General features: G+C 71.5%; 15 protein-coding genes and 2 tRNA genes. 15 read left to right on the top strand and 2 right to left on the bottom strand.

Annotated elements, in window-relative coordinates; all coding sequences use genetic code 11:
- The first annotated feature begins 27 nt into the window (after positions 1–27).
- The 5 genes from gyrA to ACZ6JT_RS19475 all read left to right on the top strand — a co-directional run bounded on the left by gyrA (position 28) and on the right by ACZ6JT_RS19475 (position 5,232).
- Complete coding sequence (gene gyrA / locus ACZ6JT_RS19495) at positions 28–2,634, top strand: DNA gyrase subunit A (protein ID WP_469211283.1); 2,607 nt, start codon at positions 28–30, stop codon at positions 2,632–2,634.
- 114 nt (positions 2,635–2,748) lie between these two features.
- Positions 2,749–3,300, top strand: coding sequence for a DUF3566 domain-containing protein (locus ACZ6JT_RS19490; RefSeq protein WP_469211578.1), 552 nt, complete (start codon positions 2,749–2,751; stop codon positions 3,298–3,300).
- A gap of 118 nt (positions 3,301–3,418) precedes the next feature.
- A tRNA-Ile gene (locus ACZ6JT_RS19485) sits at positions 3,419–3,492 on the top strand.
- 154 nt (positions 3,493–3,646) lie between these two features.
- Positions 3,647–3,781, top strand: coding sequence for a DLW-39 family protein (locus tag ACZ6JT_RS19480; RefSeq protein ID WP_208809277.1), 135 nt, complete (start codon positions 3,647–3,649; stop codon positions 3,779–3,781).
- Between the two features lie 122 nt (positions 3,782–3,903).
- Positions 3,904–5,232, top strand: a complete 1,329-nt coding sequence (locus ACZ6JT_RS19475; RefSeq protein WP_469211282.1) for a hypothetical protein — start codon at positions 3,904–3,906, stop codon at positions 5,230–5,232.
- Here ACZ6JT_RS19475 and ACZ6JT_RS19470 read toward each other — a convergent pair.
- Both ACZ6JT_RS19470 and ACZ6JT_RS19465 read right to left on the bottom strand, forming a co-directional pair.
- The gene (locus tag ACZ6JT_RS19470; protein WP_469211281.1) at positions 5,219–6,532 is read right to left on the bottom strand and encodes a serine/threonine-protein kinase; all 1,314 of its coding nucleotides are present in this window, start codon (positions 6,530–6,532) and stop codon (positions 5,219–5,221) included. The genes ACZ6JT_RS19475 and ACZ6JT_RS19470 overlap by 14 nt on opposite strands.
- 42 nt (positions 6,533–6,574) lie before the next feature.
- Positions 6,575–7,123 carry a helix-turn-helix domain-containing protein gene (locus ACZ6JT_RS19465; RefSeq protein ID WP_030707692.1) on the bottom strand — a complete coding sequence of 183 codons (549 nt, stop codon included), beginning with the start codon at positions 7,121–7,123 and terminating at the stop codon, positions 6,575–6,577.
- A 161-nt stretch (positions 7,124–7,284) separates the two neighbouring features.
- Between ACZ6JT_RS19465 and ACZ6JT_RS19460 the strand changes: the two genes are divergently transcribed.
- The 10 genes from ACZ6JT_RS19460 (at position 7,285) to ACZ6JT_RS19415 (ending at position 17,165) form a co-directional block, all read left to right on the top strand.
- Positions 7,285–7,357: transfer RNA gene (locus tag ACZ6JT_RS19460), tRNA-Ala, on the top strand.
- Between the two features lie 216 nt (positions 7,358–7,573).
- Positions 7,574–8,128, top strand: coding sequence for a methylated-DNA--[protein]-cysteine S-methyltransferase (locus tag ACZ6JT_RS19455; RefSeq protein WP_469211278.1), 555 nt, complete (start codon positions 7,574–7,576; stop codon positions 8,126–8,128).
- 53 nt (positions 8,129–8,181) lie between these two features.
- Positions 8,182–8,973, top strand: coding sequence for a 2OG-Fe(II) oxygenase (locus ACZ6JT_RS19450; RefSeq protein WP_469211277.1), 792 nt, complete (start codon positions 8,182–8,184; stop codon positions 8,971–8,973).
- A gap of 259 nt (positions 8,974–9,232) precedes the next feature.
- Positions 9,233–10,318 carry a 50S ribosomal protein L11 methyltransferase gene (locus ACZ6JT_RS19445; RefSeq protein ID WP_469211275.1) on the top strand — a complete coding sequence of 362 codons (1,086 nt, stop codon included), beginning with the start codon at positions 9,233–9,235 and terminating at the stop codon, positions 10,316–10,318.
- A 63-nt stretch (positions 10,319–10,381) separates the two neighbouring features.
- Entirely contained in the window at positions 10,382–11,797 is a 1,416-nt protein-coding gene (locus ACZ6JT_RS19440; protein ID WP_469211274.1) for an iron-containing redox enzyme family protein, read from the top strand.
- The gene (locus tag ACZ6JT_RS19435) at positions 11,788–12,165 is read left to right on the top strand and encodes a Rieske 2Fe-2S domain-containing protein (RefSeq protein ID WP_469211272.1); all 378 of its coding nucleotides are present in this window, start codon (positions 11,788–11,790) and stop codon (positions 12,163–12,165) included. The genes ACZ6JT_RS19440 and ACZ6JT_RS19435 overlap by 10 nt, the downstream gene beginning before the upstream one ends.
- Before the next feature lie 141 nt (positions 12,166–12,306).
- Positions 12,307–13,557, top strand: coding sequence for an ATP-grasp domain-containing protein (locus ACZ6JT_RS19430; protein ID WP_469211269.1), 1,251 nt, complete (start codon positions 12,307–12,309; stop codon positions 13,555–13,557).
- Positions 13,554–14,885 carry an MFS transporter gene (locus ACZ6JT_RS19425; protein WP_469211268.1) on the top strand — a complete coding sequence of 444 codons (1,332 nt, stop codon included), beginning with the start codon at positions 13,554–13,556 and terminating at the stop codon, positions 14,883–14,885. The genes ACZ6JT_RS19430 and ACZ6JT_RS19425 overlap by 4 nt, the downstream gene beginning before the upstream one ends.
- Positions 14,886–14,926: 41 nt before the next feature.
- Positions 14,927–15,901, top strand: a complete 975-nt coding sequence (locus ACZ6JT_RS19420) for an alpha/beta hydrolase (RefSeq protein WP_469211266.1) — start codon at positions 14,927–14,929, stop codon at positions 15,899–15,901.
- Positions 15,888–17,165, top strand: coding sequence for an ATP-grasp domain-containing protein (locus ACZ6JT_RS19415; protein ID WP_469211264.1), 1,278 nt, complete (start codon positions 15,888–15,890; stop codon positions 17,163–17,165). Before ACZ6JT_RS19420 ends, ACZ6JT_RS19415 begins: the two co-directional genes overlap by 14 nt.
- Positions 17,166–17,170: the final 5 nt, after the last annotated feature.

Here is a 17,170-nt window from a genome sequence, read left to right as displayed (position 1 = left end):
GCCGCCTGAAAGGACTTCTGACCAGCAATGGCCGACGAAACCACTCCCACCGCAGAGAACCCCGCGGAGGAGCAGCCCGTGCTGCGGATCGAGCCCGTCGGGCTCGAGACGGAGATGCAGCGCTCCTACCTCGACTACGCGATGTCCGTCATCGTGTCCCGCGCGCTGCCCGACGTACGGGACGGCCTCAAGCCGGTGCACCGCCGCGTGCTGTACGCGATGTACGACGGCGGCTACCGGCCCGAGAAGGGCTTCTACAAGTGTGCCCGCGTCGTCGGCGACGTCATGGGCACGTACCACCCGCACGGTGACAGCTCGATCTACGACGCCCTGGTCCGCCTGGCCCAGCCGTGGTCGATGCGCATGCCGCTGGTGGACAGCAACGGCAACTTCGGCTCCCCGGGCAACGACCCGGCGGCCGCGATGCGCTACACCGAGTGCAAGCTCATGCCGCAGGCCATGGAGATGCTCCGGGACATCGACGAGGAGACCGTCGACTTCCAGGACAACTACGACGGCCGCAACCAGGAGCCGACGGTCCTGCCGGCGCGCTTCCCGAACCTGCTGGTCAACGGCAGCGCCGGCATCGCGGTCGGCATGGCGACCAACATCCCGCCGCACAACCTGCGCGAGGTCGCGGCCGGTGCCCAGTGGGCGCTGGAGCACCCGGAGGCCTCGCACGAGGAGCTCCAGGACGCGCTGATCGAGCGGATCAAGGGCCCGGACTTCCCCTCGGGCGCCCTGGTCGTGGGCCGCAAGGGCATCGAGGAGGCGTACCGGACCGGTCGCGGCTCCATCACGATGCGCGCGGTGGTGGAGGTCGAGGAGATCCAGAACCGCCAGTGCCTGGTGGTCACGGAGCTCCCGTACCAGACCAACCCCGACAACCTCGCGCAGAAGATCGCGGACCTGGTGAAGGACGGCAAGGTCGGCGGCATCGCCGACGTCCGTGACGAGACCTCGTCGCGGACCGGCCAGCGCTTGGTGATCGTCCTCAAGCGGGACGCCGTCGCCAAGGTCGTGCTGAACAACCTCTACAAGCACACCGATCTGCAGACGAACTTCGGCGCGAACATGCTGGCGCTGGTGGACGGCGTGCCGCGCACGCTGTCGATCGACGCCTTCATCCGCCACTGGGTGACGCACCAGATCGAGGTCATCGTCCGGCGCACGAAGTTCCGCCTGCGCAAGGCGGAGGAGCGCGCCCACATCCTGCGCGGTCTGCTCAAGGCGCTGGACGCGATCGACGAGGTCATCGCGCTGATCCGGCGCAGCAACACGGTCGAGATCGCGCGCGAGGGCCTGATGGGCCTCCTGGAGATCGACGAGATCCAGGCGAACGCGATCCTGGAGATGCAGCTCCGCCGCCTCGCGGCCCTGGAGCGGCAGAAGATCGTCGCCGAGCACGACGAGCTCCAGGCCAAGATCAACGAGTACAACGCGATCCTGGCCTCGGAGGAGCGTCAGCGCTCCATCGTGAGCGAGGAACTGGCGGCCATCGTCGAGAAGTTCGGAGACGACCGGCGTTCCAAGCTGGTGCCCTTCGACGGTGACATGTCCATCGAGGACCTGATCGCCGAAGAGGACATCGTCGTCACGATCACGCACGGCGGCTACGTCAAGCGGACCAAGACCGAGGACTACCGCTCGCAGAAGCGCGGCGGCAAGGGCGTGCGCGGCACGAAGCTGAAGCAGGACGACCTGGTCGACCACTTCTTCGTCTCCACCACGCACCACTGGCTGCTGTTCTTCACGAACAAGGGCCGGGTCTACCGGTCCAAGGCGTACGAGCTGCCGGACGCCGGGCGCGACGCGCGCGGACAGCACGTGGCGAACCTGCTGGCCTTCCAGCCGGACGAGAAGATCGCGCAGATCCTCGCGATCCGCGACTACGAGGCGGCGCCCTACCTGATCCTGGCCACCAAGGGCGGTCTGGTGAAGAAGACGGCGCTCAAGGACTACGACTCCCCCCGTTCGGGTGGTGTGATCGCGATCAACCTCCGGGAGACCGAGGACGGCAGCGACGACGAGCTGATCGGCGCGGAGCTGGTGTCCGCCGCGGACGACCTGCTGCTGATCAGCAAGAAGGCGCAGTCGATCCGCTTCACGGCGACCGACGACGCGCTGCGCCCGATGGGCCGCGCGACCTCGGGCGTGAAGGGCATGAGTTTCCGCGAAGGTGACGAACTGCTCTCCATGAGCGTGGTGAGGCCGGGTACGTTCGTCTTCACCGCGACCGACGGCGGCTACGCCAAGCGGACGCCGGTGGACGAGTACCGCGTCCAGGGCCGTGGCGGTCTGGGTATCAAGGCCGCGAAGATCGTGGAGGACCGCGGGTCGCTCGTAGGGGCGCTCGTGGTGGACGAAACGGACGAGATTCTCGCCATCACGCTGGGCGGTGGTGTGATTCGTACGCGCGTCAACGAAGTCAGGGAGACCGGCCGTGACACCATGGGCGTCCAGCTGATCAACCTGGGCAAGCGTGATGCCGTGGTCGGCATCGCCCGGAACGCCGAGGCCGGTCAGGAAGCTGACGAGGTCGAGGCCGACGAGAACGACACCGAGGTGGCCGACGGACAGGCCGCCGAGGCCGCCGAGGGCACGCAGCCTTCGGCCGGGGAGCACGAGGAGTAAGTCGTGAGTGGAGCCACGGGCGCCGGACCGGCCAAGACTGGGGCGAACGGTGCCCGTGGCCCCGCCGCGGACTCCCAGGGTGGCGACGCCACCGCCGAGGGCAGGGGGATCGCCGTGACGGACACCCGAGGGCCGCAGCCGACGGCCGGCGCGGAAGCCGGTCAGGACCGGCCCGCACCGCCGCCGTACCAGCCGCCGCAGGCGTACGCGGCGCCCGCGGGCCCGGGCACGCCGCGGGCGGGCGGGGGCCCCGCCGCGCAGCGCAAGCCGCGTACGGGGGTCCGTACGGCGCCCAGGACGCGCAAGGCCCGGCTGCGGGTGGCCAAGGCCGACCCGTGGTCGGTGATGAAGGTCAGCTTCCTGCTGTCGATCGCGCTGGGTATCTGCACGATCGTGGCGGCGGCGGTGCTGTGGATGGTCATGGACGCGATGGGCGTCTTCTCGACCGTCGGCGGCACCATCAGCGAGGCGACCGGCTCGAACGAGAGCAACGGCTTCGACCTCCAGTCGTTCCTGTCGCTGCCGCGCGTGCTGACCTTCACGTCGGTGATCGCGGTGATCGACGTGGTGCTGGCGACGGCACTGGCCACGCTGGGCGCGTTCATCTACAACCTGTCGGCGGGCTTCGTCGGCGGTGTGGAGCTGACCCTCGCCGAGGACGAGTAGGGCCTTCGCCGAAGTGTCCGCGAGGGGTCGGATGACCTGCGCAGACGCCCCGTCGGAACGGATTTTGGCCTGACCGGGTCTGTGCGCTAATCTTCAGGAGTCAGCGCGCAGCGCGGATGGGGCTATAGCTCAGTTGGTTAGAGCGCATCCCTGATAAGGATGAGGCCACAGGTTCAAATCCTGTTAGCCCCACAGTGTCGAAGACCCCCAGGCCAAGGCCTGGGGGTCTTTGTCGTAGGGCCAGTTGATGGGTCGGTGCCACTCGAGGGGCGCCGATCGGATATCGGTCGGTGTGTATTGTTGGCTGCCAGAAGTCCCCTACGTCAACGAAAGACGAGGTCGCGCGGTGAAGAAGCTGCTCCTGGTCGCACTGGCCGCCATCGGCGGGCTCCTCGTGTACCGCCAGATCCAGGCGGACCGCGCCGAGCAGGACCTGTGGACGGAGGCAACCGACTCCGTGCCTTCTGGTTCCGGTGTGTGAGACCCAAGGCTGAGCCCATGAAGCCCCGGCTGCCGCTGCGGCCGGGGCTTTGTGCTGTTCTGTGACGAAAACTTACGTTATGCAAAGATTTGGCTTGCGCTAGCAAACTCGGGGTGGACGGCGTGACGGGTCGGGTGCGGACGACGGTGCGGCTGGGAGCCGTGGTGGGGGCGGCGACCCTCGGCCTGGCGGCCGCACTGCCGGCGGCCGCCCGCGCGGAGGGGGCGCAGCCGCAGCCGGTCCCCACCTACCGGGCCGCGGACGGGGCCAAGGCGGTCGAGGGCAAGCCCTCCAGCGCGGACGCCCCGCAGATCGAGCCCGGCGGCGTCTACGAGGACACCCTCGGCCCCGGGGAGCGCGTGTACCGCCTCGTCCTGGAGAAGGACGACTCGAACGTCTACGTCTCCGCCGTGGTCCGGCCCGCGGCGGGCGCCAGGGTCTCCGGCGGCGACGGCATCGAGGTGGAGATCATGACCACCGCCGGGCGCTCCTGCCGGGACAGCGTCGGCCGGGCGAACTTCGGCTACGACCCCTACCCCATCAGCGCGGCCGGCGTCCGGTGGGGCGGGGAGGACGAGGAGTGCGCGCCCGCCGGCGTGTACTACGCCAAGATCACCCGCACGTCGGCCAAGGGCTACGACCAGAGCCCCTGGCCACTGGAGATCAAGGTGCAGCGGGAACCGGGGCGCGCCGCGGGCGCTCCCACCACCGCGCCGAGCAGCTGGCCCTCCGGGGCCCCCGCGCTGCCGGGGACCGAGGCGGTGGGCCGCTCCGGGGGCACCGGCTTCAACGACGCGCGCGCCCTCGGCGCCGGCGTGTGGCGCGACGAGATGCGGCCCGGGCAGACCCGGTACTACCGGGTCCCGCTGGACTGGGGACAGCAGCTGGGGGTCGGCGCCGAACTGGCCGCCGCCCGGATGACCAAGACGTACGGGTCCGCCTCGGGCGGGCTCACCATCGCGCTCTACACCCCGTACCGCGGCCTGATCTCCGACAAGGACGTCTCGTACGACGGCAAGCAGGCCGGGATCACCCTGGGGAAGACCCCTCCCGTCGCCTACGAGAACCGGTTCGCCGGTGACCGGGCCGTGCGGTCCGTGGCCGTCGCGGGCTGGTACTACGTGGCGGTGACGATGGGCTCGAAGGTCGCCGACTTCACCGAGGACGCGGTGCCCGTGCCGCTGACCCTGCGGCTGGAGGTCGGCGGCGCCCCGGCCAAGGGGCCCGCGTACAAGGGGAGTCCGGCCGCGGGCGGCTTCGGGGTGGGCGAGGCGGACCGGACCGCCGCCGAGGAGGGGCTGACCGCCCCGGAGGCCGCGGCGGCCGCCGACAAGCGGTCCGTGATGCGGGTCGTCGCCGGGACCGGCTTCGGCACCGGGGCGGTGCTGCTGCTCGTACTCGGCGGCTGGACGCTGCTGGGGCGGCGACGGCCCGTTCCTACAGCTGGGTGAGGGCCCAGACGCCGACGGCGAAGCAGAGGAGCGCCGCGGCGAGGAGCGAGGCCACGGCCTTGGCGGGCGGCGGGGCGATGCCGCCGCCCGTCCGGACGGGCGGGGCGGTGGAGGAGAGCGCCGTCGGCACGTTCGCCGGTGAGGGCGGCGGCAGGTGGAAGCTGCCCGTCTCCGAGGGCCCGTACGCGGGCACCTGGGCCGGGACGGCCAGGTACGGGTCCGTGGGCGCGGCGGGCTCGGTCGGCTCGGTCGGCGTGGTCGGCGTGGTCGGCGCGGTCGCGGCCGGGGGAGCGGTGGACGCCGTCGCCGCCCTCGCGCGCGGATCGGTACGGGCGGGCTCCGCGGCCGTCGGCACGGAGGCGGGCGCGCCGAGCGGCACCACGCCGGCGGTGGGCGCCTGCGGGGTCACCGGGGCCGTGGCCGACGGCCCCTGCGGGCCGAAACCGGGCGGGAGCGGGCCGAGTTGGTCGAACACCTCCACCGGATCCTCGTCCGGTGCGGGCGGCGGCAGCAGTTCCACGGCCTCGGCAAGGGCCTTGCGCGCCCCTGTGGCCGTACGGAAGCGGCTCCGCGGGTCCGGTTGGAGGAGACCCGCGAGGACGTCCCACAGCGGGGCGGGGACGCCCTCCGGGGCGCCCGGCGTGCCATGGGCCAGGAAGTGCTCCACGAGGCCCTGGGAGTCGGGCTTGGCGCCCCGGAGGAGGTACAGGGCGACCAGCCCGACGGCGAAGAGGTCGGCGGGGAAGTCGGGCTCGGCGCCCAGCAGTTGCTCGGGGGCGAAATAGCCCGGGGTGCCGACCACGTGGTTCGTCTCGGTCAGCCGGGGCTCGCCCTTGCGCATGGAGATGCCGAAGTCGGACAGCCGCAGGTGCGGCCGCCCGGTTCCGGTGGCCTCCATCAGGATGTTGGCCGGTTTGATGTCGCGGTGGACCACGCCTTCCGCGTGCACCGCGGCGAGCCCCGACAGGAGCTGGTCGAGCAGCAGGCACACGAAGCGGGGCGGCAGCGGGCCGTAGTCCCCGATCACGTGGCCGAGGGAGCCGCCGCCGACCAGGTCCATGGTGAAGAGGACCTTGTCGTCGTCGGCCGCCCAGCTGGCGGGAGCGAGCACGTGCGGGTGGTCGATCCGCAGGGCCTGTTCCCGCACGAAGCGCAGGAGGGTGTGGGCGTCGCTCTGCAGGAGGACCTTCGCGGCGACGTAGCGGCGACGGCGGTGGTCCCAGGCGCGCCACACGGCGCCCGCGCCACCGCGCCCGATCGGATCGATCAGCTCGTACCGGCCGGCGAAGACCTCACCCATCGCTGCGCCCGTCCCCCGTCACCGTCGTCCGCCCCCGTGCCGTCAGTTCTGGTGGGCCTCGTAGTGGGCCACCGCGTCGGCGGTGCGGCCCGCGCCGTAGACCCGGAGGAACTCTGCCAGTTCCGGGTGGCTGGGGGCGAGGGTGTTCGCCGCGTCGATGATGTCGCCGGCCGCGGAGACCGAGCGCAGCAGCGACTGGATCTCGCGGACGACCCGCTTGACCGTGGGTGCGCCGGAGCTGATGGTGGTCTGGCCGCTGTTGCTCAGGACGGATCCTCCCTGGGTCTTCTTGATCTCGTCCATCCTGTCGGTGGCCTCCCCGGCGCTGACGCTTCCGTCGGCCACCTGGCCGGCGAGATCCTGGAGGGCCTGGACGCGCTGCACCACGGCCGGGTTCCCGATCTTGGCGCGCTGGCCGCTCATCAGCTGGGACAGCATGGGCGCCGACAGGCCGAGCACGGCAGCGAGGCGGGCCTGGTTCAAGCCGAGGTCATCTATGAGCCGGCGAAAGAGCGCTCCCAGCGGCTCCCCGTACCAACTGCGCTGAAGCTCTCTGGCTCTGGCCGTGGCCTCTTGCTGTACTGCGTCCACTCTTACTACTCCCCTTCGCTGGTGCGAACCTCGCGAGCATCTTACGGAGAGTGGTCGCACGACGGGAGTCCCTATCATTTTGCGAGATGAGGGGGTACACCCGGTACTCTGTTCTGCGGAACGACCCCCTTCTTGCGTGGGACGGGTGCGTCCAGTTCCACGGGGCCTTAGCTCAGTTGGTAGAGCGCTGCCTTTGCAAGGCAGATGTCAGGAGTTCGAATCTCCTAGGCTCCACATCATGGAAGGTCCCCTGACCTGCGGAAACGCCGGTCAGGGGGCCTTTTTCGCGTTCCGGTGCGGCCGCTGGGGACGGGGTCGGCGGGGGTGGGGGGCGGTGTTCCGCAACTGTTCGCGCGGAGACGGTGTTTCTACCGTCGGCCGCCTCGTGGGTTTTCCGAGCGGGACGCGAGCGGGCTGCACGAGGATCACGACGAACGAAGGAGTCGCGCCATGCCGACCACCAGCCCTGCCACCGGCGTCGCCACGGTGGCGTTCCACGCCACGCGCGTGGGGTCGCTCGTACTGGCGGCCACGGACGACGCGCTCGTCCTGTGCTGCTACGGCACGGCGCAGAGCGCGGCGGAGCGGTTGGGCCGGGCCGGACTGGCGCCGGTGGAGCCGGGGGAGGCGGGAGCGCCGGGGCTCAAGGTGCTGGACGAGGCCCGGGCGCAGATCGACGGGTACCTGAGCGGGGCGCGCCGGGAATTCACCGTTCCGGTGGACCTGCGTCTGGCCACCCCGTTCAGCCGGCGCACCAATCTGCTGCTCCCCGAATTCGTCCCGTACGGACGGACCGCGACCTACGGGCAGCTGGCCGAGGCGCTCGACCGGCCCCGGGCGGCGCGCGCGGTGGGCACCGCGCTGGGCGCGAATCCGCTGTGCGTGGTGCTGCCCTGCCACCGGATCGTCGGCTCCACGGGGAGCCTCAGCGGGTACGCGGGAGGGCCGCAGGCCAAGCGCGATCTGCTCGCCCTCGAGGCGGCCGGCGCACCCTCCGCGCACTGATCCGTCCCGCCCCGCCGCCCCCCCGCCCCTCCTCGCTACGGAAAGCAGAGCACGTGAGCGCCTACGAGCCCCCGCAGCTTCCGGGCTTCGACCTGCCCGGCCCGGACTTCGCCCCGTACCCGCCGGAAGCCGCCCGGGTGACGGGTGGCGCTCCGTCCCCGGCGCACCTCGACTGGCGGGCGCTCGCCGCCGAACTGGACGCGGAGGGAGTGGCGTTGACCCCGCCGCTGCTGACGCCCGGGCAGTGCGCGGACCTCCGGGAGCTCTTCGACGATCCCACCGCGTTCCGCAGCACCGTGACGATGGCGCGGCACCGCTTCGGGGAGGGCCTCTACCGCTACTTCTCGTACCCGCTGCCCGAGCTCGTGCAGAACCTGCGGGAGCAGCTGTACCCGCCGCTCGCCCTGATCGCCAACGACTGGGCGCGGCGCCTGGGGCAGCCGGCGTTCGCCCCCGGGTTCGAGGGACTGATCGCGGCGTGCGCGGCCGCCGGGCAGCACCGCCCGACGCCGCTGCTGCTGCGGTACGAGCGGGGCGGCTACAACTGCCTGCACCAGGACGTCTACGGCGACCTGACCTTCCCGCTCCAGGTGGCGATCATGCTGGACCGGCCGGACGAGGACTTCACCGGCGGCGAGAGCGTCTTCGTCGAGCAGCGCCCGCGCGCCCAGTCCCGCCCGCTCGTCAGACGGCCCGGACAGGGCCAGGGGATGATCTTCACGGTCAGCCACCGCCCGGTCCGCTCCGTGCGCGGCTGGAGCCGGGTGACCCTGCGGCACGGGGTGAGCTCCGTGACCGGCGGGCAGCGCCACGTGCTGGGGGTGATCTTCCACGACGCCCGATAGCGGCGGAATCGGCGCAATCAACCGGCGCGGGGACCCGGTTTCTGCCGCCTGCTTCCAGTGAACCGGCGGCACCGACACGTTCGCAGGTCAACCCCTGCCTCCAGGGAGCCAATGCCTGGCAGAACCGCCGGTACGGCTGGAGGATCGCTGGAGTTTCGCACCACCGACCTTCCGTACGGTCGACCTTGCGACAGCGCCGGGATCTTGCCGGCAGCTCGTGCACCACGGTTGATCCGGCGGTTCAACGGGAGGAGCGAACATGCAGCAGGTCCAGGGCGCGGAGGGCGCGACGACGAGGCTGGACCCCGGGCCGGACGGTCCGGGTCCGTCGGCCGCCAGCTCGCAGCACCGCCTGATCACGGCCTCGCTGCAGACGCTGGCGCAGCACATGAACGAGATCGCCGAGCAGGCGTCGGCGCTGCTCACGACGCCGGCGGGGGGCGCCGCCACCGACTCCGAGGTCTTCGGGCGGATCGCCCGCAGAACCGTGCCCCGCTGGCACTTCGCGATGCTGAACGACACCGAGCGCAACGAGGCCCTCGTCGGCGCACTGGAGCGGGGCATACCGGCCGGGGCGACCGTCCTGGACATCGGTTCGGGGAGCGGGCTGCTGGCCATGGCCGCGGCGCGGGCCGGGGCGGGGCGCGTGATCACCTGTGAGATGAACCCGATGCTCGCGGAGGTCGCCCGTCAGGTGGTCGACGCCCACGGGTTCAGCGATGTCATCACGGTGGTCGGGAAGCCGTCCAACCTGCTGGAGATCGGCCCCGACCTCGACGGTCCGGTGGACGTGCTGATCTCGGAGATCGTCGACTGTGGTCTCATCGGCGAGGGACTCCTGCCGTCGATCCGGCACGCGCGCCGGCACCTGCTGAAACCCGACGGGATCATGCTGCCGTCCGCAGGCCGGCTCTACGGCCGGCTCGTCAGCAGCGAGGACATCCTGCGGCTCAACCAGGTGACGACGGCCGAGGGTTTCGACGTCTCCCTCATGAACGTGCTCGCCACGCGCGGTCACCTCCCGGTGCGGCTCAACACCTGGCCCCACCGGTTCCTGTCCGAGTCCGCCGAGGTGCTGGCGTTCGACCTGGCGGAGGACGCCCTGGAGCCGGGCGAGCGGTCGGTCGACCTCGTCGCGCGCGGCGACGGGGAGGCGCACGCCCTGGTCGTCTGGTTCGAGCTGGACATGGGGCACGGCACCACGCTGTGCAACTCCCCGGAGAACACCCGCTCGCACTGGATGCAGGGATGGGTCCCCCTGGAGAAGCCGGTGCCGGTGAAGACGGGCGAGAGCGTCCCCCTCCGGCTGCGCTGGAGCGACTTCTCCCTCAGCGCGCACATCTGACCCACCGGCCCGCCCACCAGGCACACGGCCGTACGTCCTGCGATCCGGACCAAGGAGCACGCGATGAGTCACGTACCCGAGCACATCCCGTTCGAGCTCAGCGGCGCCGCCCTGCGCGACGCCATCGTGCAGTACGCCACGAATCCGATCTTCCTCGACAACACGGACTGGCAGAACCACGACAATCCGTACCGGCGCCAGCTGCGGCCGCAGGTGCTCCCGCACCTCGACTTCGACAAGGTGCCGGGCCGGGAGAACATCCTCGACTACACGAGCCTGGCCGTGCAGCGCCTGCTCACCTCCATATACGAGGCCGACCTGGTGTTCTTCCCCAAGTCCGGGCTGGAGGGCAAGGAGGAGGACTTCCGGGCGTTCTACAGTCCGGCCAACCGCGCGCTCGGCGAGCGGGTCCGCCCCGCCCTGGAGCGGTACGCCTTCGGCTTCCTCGACGACGAGGTCGAGACCTCGGGGAAGTGGACCAAGGCCAGCCTCGACAGCTACCTCGACTCCCTCGACATGGGCGGCGGCGAGGAGCCCACGCCGGTGGAGCAGGCCGTCACCGGGTCGAGCGACCCCGAACGCGCGGCGCGCATGTGGCTGGTGCAGTTCGCCGCCGACTTCCTCTCCGAGGCGTCGCCGATGATCCGCAACGTGCTCGGCTACTACGGTCCCGTCCAGTCCGAGTGGTTCAAGGTCGTCATCGACGAGTACGGCTACGGCGTGCACGACACCAAGCACAGCACCCTGTTCGAGCGGACGCTGGAGTCCGTCGGCCTCCAGGCCGACCTCCACCGGTACTGGCAGTACTACCTCAACAGCAGCCTCCTGCTGAACAACTACTTCCACTACCTCGGCAAGAACCACGAGCTGTTCTTCCGCTACGTGGGCGCGCTGTTCTACACGGAGAGCTCGCTGGTCGACTTCTGCCGGCGCGCCGACCGGCTGCTGCACGGGGTCTTCGGCGACTCCGTCGACACCACGTACTTCACCGAGCACGTCCACATCGACCAGCACCACGGCCGCATGGCGCGCGAGAAGATCATCGCGCCGCTGATCGAGGCCCACGGCGAGGGGATCATCCCCGAGATCGTCCGGGGCATCGAGGAGTACCGAGTCCTGCTGGAGGTCGCCGACCAGGACTTCTGCGCGCAGATCAGCTGGATGGACGACCAGCCGGAGCTCAAGAAGCTGCACGGCCCCGTCTACGAGGCCATCCGGGAGGGCCGGGTGGAGGCGCCGGTGGCGCACCTGGTCGAGCCCTTCAACGAGTTGTCGAACACCCACTGCCACGAGGGCGACGAGCTCTGCCACATCGTCTCGGGCACCATGCGCTTCGAGAGCGGCCTGGGCTCCTCGCTGACCCTGGAGGCCGGCGAGGGCGTCGTCATCCGGCGCAACCGGCTGCACGGCGCCGACATCCTGTCCGAGGAGTGCGTCTACGAGATCCACTCGGTGGGGGACTACCGCAAATGCCTGTAGTGACCTTCCCCGTCGCCGGGCGGGACAACTGCGTGGTCGTCGCGGGCACTTCGTACGTGTACGCGACGGTCGACGGCCGGGGCTTCGTGATGAACGCCGAATGCCCGCACCGCGGCGGTCCGCTGCACCTGGCCGGCGTGACGCCGGACGCCTCCCGGCTCGTCTGCCCCTGGCACGACCGCAGGACGTCCGCGGCGCGGCTGCGCGCCGAGATCCCCGCGGTACGGGCCGGCAGCCGGGTCACCGCGGTCTTCCCCGACCGCCGGCCGGCCGGGCGGCCGGCGGTATCCGGCCGCCCGTGCGGTGTCACGAGCCGGGAGTACCGGCCGCTGTCGCCCGAACTGGCCCGCTCCGGCGCGGCGGTCTGACCCCTTCCGGCCAAGCCCCCGGGCGACTGCAACGCCCTGGGCCGGGCCGGTGTTTACAGGTGATGGCGGGTGCGGCGCGGGGCCGGGAAGGGCCCGCACCACACCCGCCGGACGCATGACGACGAACGAGGAGAGTGGACCATGGCGTGGGACGGGCAGAAGCCCCTGCTGCTGTTGATCGGGAGCAGTGGCCGGCGCAGCAGGGAGTTCATCCTGCGGACGGTGAGCCGGCGCTACGCGTTATGGCTCCTCCAGCCCGCACCGGTGAGCTGGGAGGACCCGTACGTGGTGGGGAGCACGGTCGTCGACAACACCGACGCCGACGCCTTGGTCGAGGCCGCCCGTCGGGTGGCCGCCGCGCACGAGGTGGCCGGGGTGTTCTGCTACGACGAGGGACTGGTCACGCCCGCCGCCCACGTGGCGCGGGCGCTCGGGCTGCCGGGCAACTCCCCCGAGGCGGTGACCGCCTGCCGCGACAAGAACGCCACCCGGATCGCGCTGGACGAGGCCCGGGTCCCGCAGCCGGTCTCGATCGGCGTCCGCTCCCTGGCCGAGGCGCGGGCCGCGGCGGAGAAGATCGGCTTCCCCGTCGTGGTGAAGCCGCGCGGCCTCGCCGGCGGGATGGGCGTGCGCAGGGCGGACGGCCCCGAGGACATGGAGGGCGCCTACCGGGCCGCGTCCGGCGCCTCCTACCCCGGAGTGCCCGTCTTCGACGTCCCGGTCCTGGTGGAGGAGTACGCCGACGGCCCGGAGATCAGCGTCGACGCGGTCTTCTTCGACGGCGCGTGCGTGCCGCTCGTCGTGGCCCGCAAGCAGGTCGGCCTGGCGCCCTTCTTCGAGGAGACGGGCCACGAGGTCGACGGGGCAGACCCGCTGCTGACCGACCCCGAGCTGCTGGAGGCGCTGCGCGCCGCGCACGCCGCGCTGGGCTTCCACACGGGAGTCAGCCACACCGAGTTCCGCATCACCGCCGACGGCCTGCGCCTGATGGAGGTCAACGCCCGCCTCGGCGGCGACATGATCCCCTACCTGGGGCAGCTGGCCACCGGGATCGACGTCGCGATGGCGGCGGCCGACACCGCCGCGGGCCGTACGCCGGACACCGCGGCGCGGCACCGCAAGGCCGCCGCGATCACGTTCCTCTACCCCGGCGAGGACGTCCTGATCGACTCCGTCACCGTCCACGAGGACCGCTTCGGTCCCGACGTGCACAGCGCCGAGGCCATGGTCGACCCCGGTGCGGTGCTGCGCCTGCCGCCCCGCGGCTACATCTCCCGCTACGCCCGCGTGATCGCCCTGTCCGACTCCGTCGAGCAGGCGCGCGCCGCGCTGCTGCGCGCCCCGGAGATCGTGGAGGTCGCCTCCCGGCCGGTGGAGGTGCCGGCTCCGTGAGCACCACCGGACAAGGCTCGCCGGAGGGGCGGAAGGCCGGCCGGCCTTCCGTCACCGAGACCCTGAGGGGGATCCCCGGCCCGATCTGGCTGGTCCTGGTCGGCATGCTGATCAACCGGCTGGGCACCTTCCTCCAGATCTACCTGGTGCTCTACCTCACCGACAAGGGCTTCAGCACCTCCGCGGCGGCCTTCGCGCTCGGCGCGTACGGAGTGGGCTCCGTCGTCGGCGTCCTGGTCGGCGGTTCGGTCTCGGACCGGATCGGCTACGCGCGGACCATCGTCGGTTCCATGGCCTTCGCCAGCCTGCTCACCCTCAGCCTGGTCTACCTGGACACGCTGCCCCTGGTGATCGCGGTGGCCGCGGTGATCGGCGTGGTCGCCCAGGCCTACCGGCCCGCCTCCTCGGCGCTGCTGGTGGAGGCCACCCCCGAGGAGCACCACGTGATGGTGTTCGCCGTCTACCGGATGGCGTTCAACCTCGGCACCACCGCGGGACCGCTGATCGGCGCGCTGCTCATCACGTACTCGTACAACCTGATGTTCTACGCCGAGGCGGGGGCGCAGGCGGCCTTCGCCGTGCTGGCGCTGGTCCTGGTCCGCACCCGTACGACCGCCGCCTCCGCCGGGCCGAAGCCGGAGGAGGGCAGCCGCTCGTACGCGGCCGTGTTGCGGGACAAGCGCTACCTCCTCTTCCTGCTGGCACTGTTCCTCAACGCCGTCGTCTACATCCAGCACACCTCCGCCCTGCCGCTCCAGCTCAAGGCCGACGGCCACGGCCCGACCTTCTACTCGGTCCTGCTGTCGATGAACGCGGCCATGGTCATCTGCCTGGAGCTGCTGTTCACCAAGTACGTGCAGCACCTCCCAGCCCGGTTCGCGGTCGCCCTGGGCATCGGTCTGGTCGGCGTCGGCATGAACCTGTACGTGGCCGGCCCCGGCATGGCCGTGTTCGTCGTCGCGACCGTGGTGTGGACGATCGGCGAGATCGTCGGCACCCCGACCGCCTCCGCCTGGCCCGGCAAGGTCGCCCCCGCACACCTGCGCGGCCGGTACATCGCCGCCTGCGCGTTCCCCATGCAGATCGGCTACGCCGTCGGCCCGGTGATCGGCATCGCCGCCTGGCAGGCGTCGGCGGCCTCCGTGTGGTGGCTGTGCGGCGGCCTGACCGCGGTGGCGGTCGTCGCCACCCTCCTCGGCATGGCCGAACCCCCGGCCGCCGGGAAGGAACGGCCCGCCGAGCCCGGACCGGCCGACGCCCGTCCCGCCGAGCCGACCGCCGCGGCCTCCGGCGGCGCGGCCGCACCGGCGACCGCGGAAACCTCCTGAGCACCTCTCCACCCCGCATCCGGAAGTGAGCGAAGCTGCCCATGGCCTACGCAGACGGCATCGAGAAGTTCGTGGAGACCGTCGACGGCGCCCTGCCACCCGACTTCTACACCTACCCCGTCGAACGACAGCGCGCCCTGTACGACGCGTTGACCGAGGTGCTGCCCATCCCGGTGCCCGAGGGGGTCACCCACCGGGACGCGAGCGTCACCCACGCGGGCCGCACCGCCCGGATCCGCGTCTACGAACCGGCCCGGCGCACGGGCGACGCACCGCTGTTCTACATACGAGGCGGCGGCTTCGTCATCGGATCGCTCCACAGCCACCACAGCCTGGTCGCCGAACTGGCCGACCGCACCGGTCTGGTGGCGGTCGCCCTGGACTTCGGCATGGCGCCGGAGAACCCGTACCCCGGTCCGCTGGAGGACTGTTACGCCGGCCTGTGCGGGGCCCTGGCCGACCTGCCCGCGCTCGGGCTCGACGGCCTCGACCCCGACGCGGCGGTGCTCTGCGGGGAGAGCTCGGGGGCCAACATGGCCGTGGTCCTCTCGATGATGGCGCGCGACCGGGGCGGCCCCCGGCTGCGTGGCCAGGCCGTGATCAGCCCGGTGCTGGACTTCACCCGGTGGCGGCACGGCGGCGAGGACGCCCCCCTGCTCTCCGGCGGCGAGATGGAGTTCTACACCGCCTGCTACTGCCCCGAGCCCGGACAGGCGGAGGAGCCGTACGTCTCGCCGCTGCTGGCGGGAGACTTCCACGACCTGCCGCCCGCCTACGTGGTGGGCTGCGAGATGGACTCGCTGCGCGTCGACGCCGAGAAGTACACCGAGCGGCTGCGCAAGAACGGGACGCCGGTCACGTACGTCATGGAGCCGGGCATGGTGCACGCCCCGGTGCGCGCCCGCCGCATCAGCGAACCGGCCGGGGAGTTCTTCGCGCGCTACTGCGACGCCGTGGCCGCCCTGGCCGCGCCGGCCGACGGGGACGGAAAGGCGGCCGGCCGTGACGGACGCTGACCGGGGGACGGGTGCGCCGCTCGGCGGCGGGCCCTGCGTGATCGTCGATCCCTACTCCTCGGGGGCCCTCTTCGCCGAGCCGCTGACCCGACACGGCGTGCCGGTGGTGGCGGTCGTCACGGGCCCCCGCCCGCCGGAGGCCTACGCCTCCTCGTGGCGGCCGCAGGACTTCGCCGAGATCATCGTGTACGAGGGGGACCTGGAGCCGGTCGTCGAGCGGTTGCGGGAGCTGGACCCGCGGGCCGTCCTGGCCGGCTGCGAGTCCGGGGTGGAACTGGCCGAGCGCCTCGCCCCCCGAGTGGTGCCCGCGCGCGGCAACGTGCCCGAACTGGCCGCCGCCCGCCGGGACAAGAGCAGCATGGCGGCCGCCGTCGCGGCGGCCGGCCTGCCGGTCATCCCGCAGATCTGCACCGACGACGCCGAGGAGGTCGCGGCCTGGCTGGAACGCGAGGGCCTGGCCGGCGCGGACCTGGTGGTCAAACCGCCCAAGAGCGCCAGCACCGACGGCGTGATCAAACTGGCGGGCGGTACGGACTGGCGGGCGGTCTTCGGCCGCCAGCTCGGCCGGACCAACCAGTTCGGCGAGACGGACGACCAGCTCATCGTCCAGAAGTTCGTCACGGGTACCGAGTACGTGATCGACACCTTCAGCCACGACGGGAAGCACGCCGTCGTCGACGTGTGTGCCTACCGCAAGGTCGACAACGGCCCGCACATGGCCGTCTACGACACCATGCGGTGGCTCCCGCCGGACGACCCGGCCATCCCGGACCTCACGGAGTACGTCTTCGGCGTCCTGGACGCGGTGGGCCTGCGCTTCGGTTCGGCCCACGTCGAGGTGATGGGCACCGCCGAGGGTCCGCTGCTCATCGAGCTCGGTGCCCGCCCGCACGGCGGCGGCCAGCCGCGCTTCAACCGCAACGCCACCTCCGACAGCCAGATCGACCGGACCGTGCGCTGGCTGACCGGGGGCGAACTCCCCCAGGGCTACGAGCTGCTGCTGCACCAGATGTGCGTCTTCCACATCGCGCCCCGCACCGGCACCGTCTCCGGCACGGCGGCCCTGGAGTTCATCCCGGACCTGCCCAGTCACCACTTCTCGGTGCAGAGCCTGAAGGACGGCGACCACGTCCGCGCCACGCGGGACCTGGTCGACAGCCTCAACTTCGGGTTCGTGATCCTCGCCCACCCCGACGAGGAGCAGATCCGGCGCGACTACGAGGCGGTCCGGGCAGCGGAGCGCCTCCTGTCCATCGAGGAGTAGAGATC

Source organism: Streptomyces sp. NPDC046308 (assembly GCF_055588065.1).
This window is presented reverse-complemented; position numbering and strand designations above follow the sequence as displayed.

Bases quoted from the DNA above. Each gene is read 5' to 3' on its own strand.
- gyrA (WP_469211283.1), top strand. From the start codon at position 28: ATGGCCGACGAAACCACTCCCACCGCAGAGAACCCCGCGGAGGAGCAG.
- ACZ6JT_RS19470 (WP_469211281.1), bottom strand. From the start codon at position 6,532: ATGGGTGAGGTCTTCGCCGGCCGGTACGAGCTGATCGATCCGATCGGG.
- ACZ6JT_RS19455 (WP_469211278.1), top strand. From the start codon at position 7,574: ATGCCGACCACCAGCCCTGCCACCGGCGTCGCCACGGTGGCGTTCCAC.
- ACZ6JT_RS19445 (WP_469211275.1), top strand. From the start codon at position 9,233: ATGCAGCAGGTCCAGGGCGCGGAGGGCGCGACGACGAGGCTGGACCCC.
- ACZ6JT_RS19440 (WP_469211274.1), top strand. From the start codon at position 10,382: ATGAGTCACGTACCCGAGCACATCCCGTTCGAGCTCAGCGGCGCCGCC.
- ACZ6JT_RS19435 (WP_469211272.1), top strand. From the start codon at position 11,788: ATGCCTGTAGTGACCTTCCCCGTCGCCGGGCGGGACAACTGCGTGGTC.
- ACZ6JT_RS19430 (WP_469211269.1), top strand. From the start codon at position 12,307: ATGGCGTGGGACGGGCAGAAGCCCCTGCTGCTGTTGATCGGGAGCAGT.
- ACZ6JT_RS19420 (WP_469211266.1), top strand. From the start codon at position 14,927: ATGGCCTACGCAGACGGCATCGAGAAGTTCGTGGAGACCGTCGACGGC.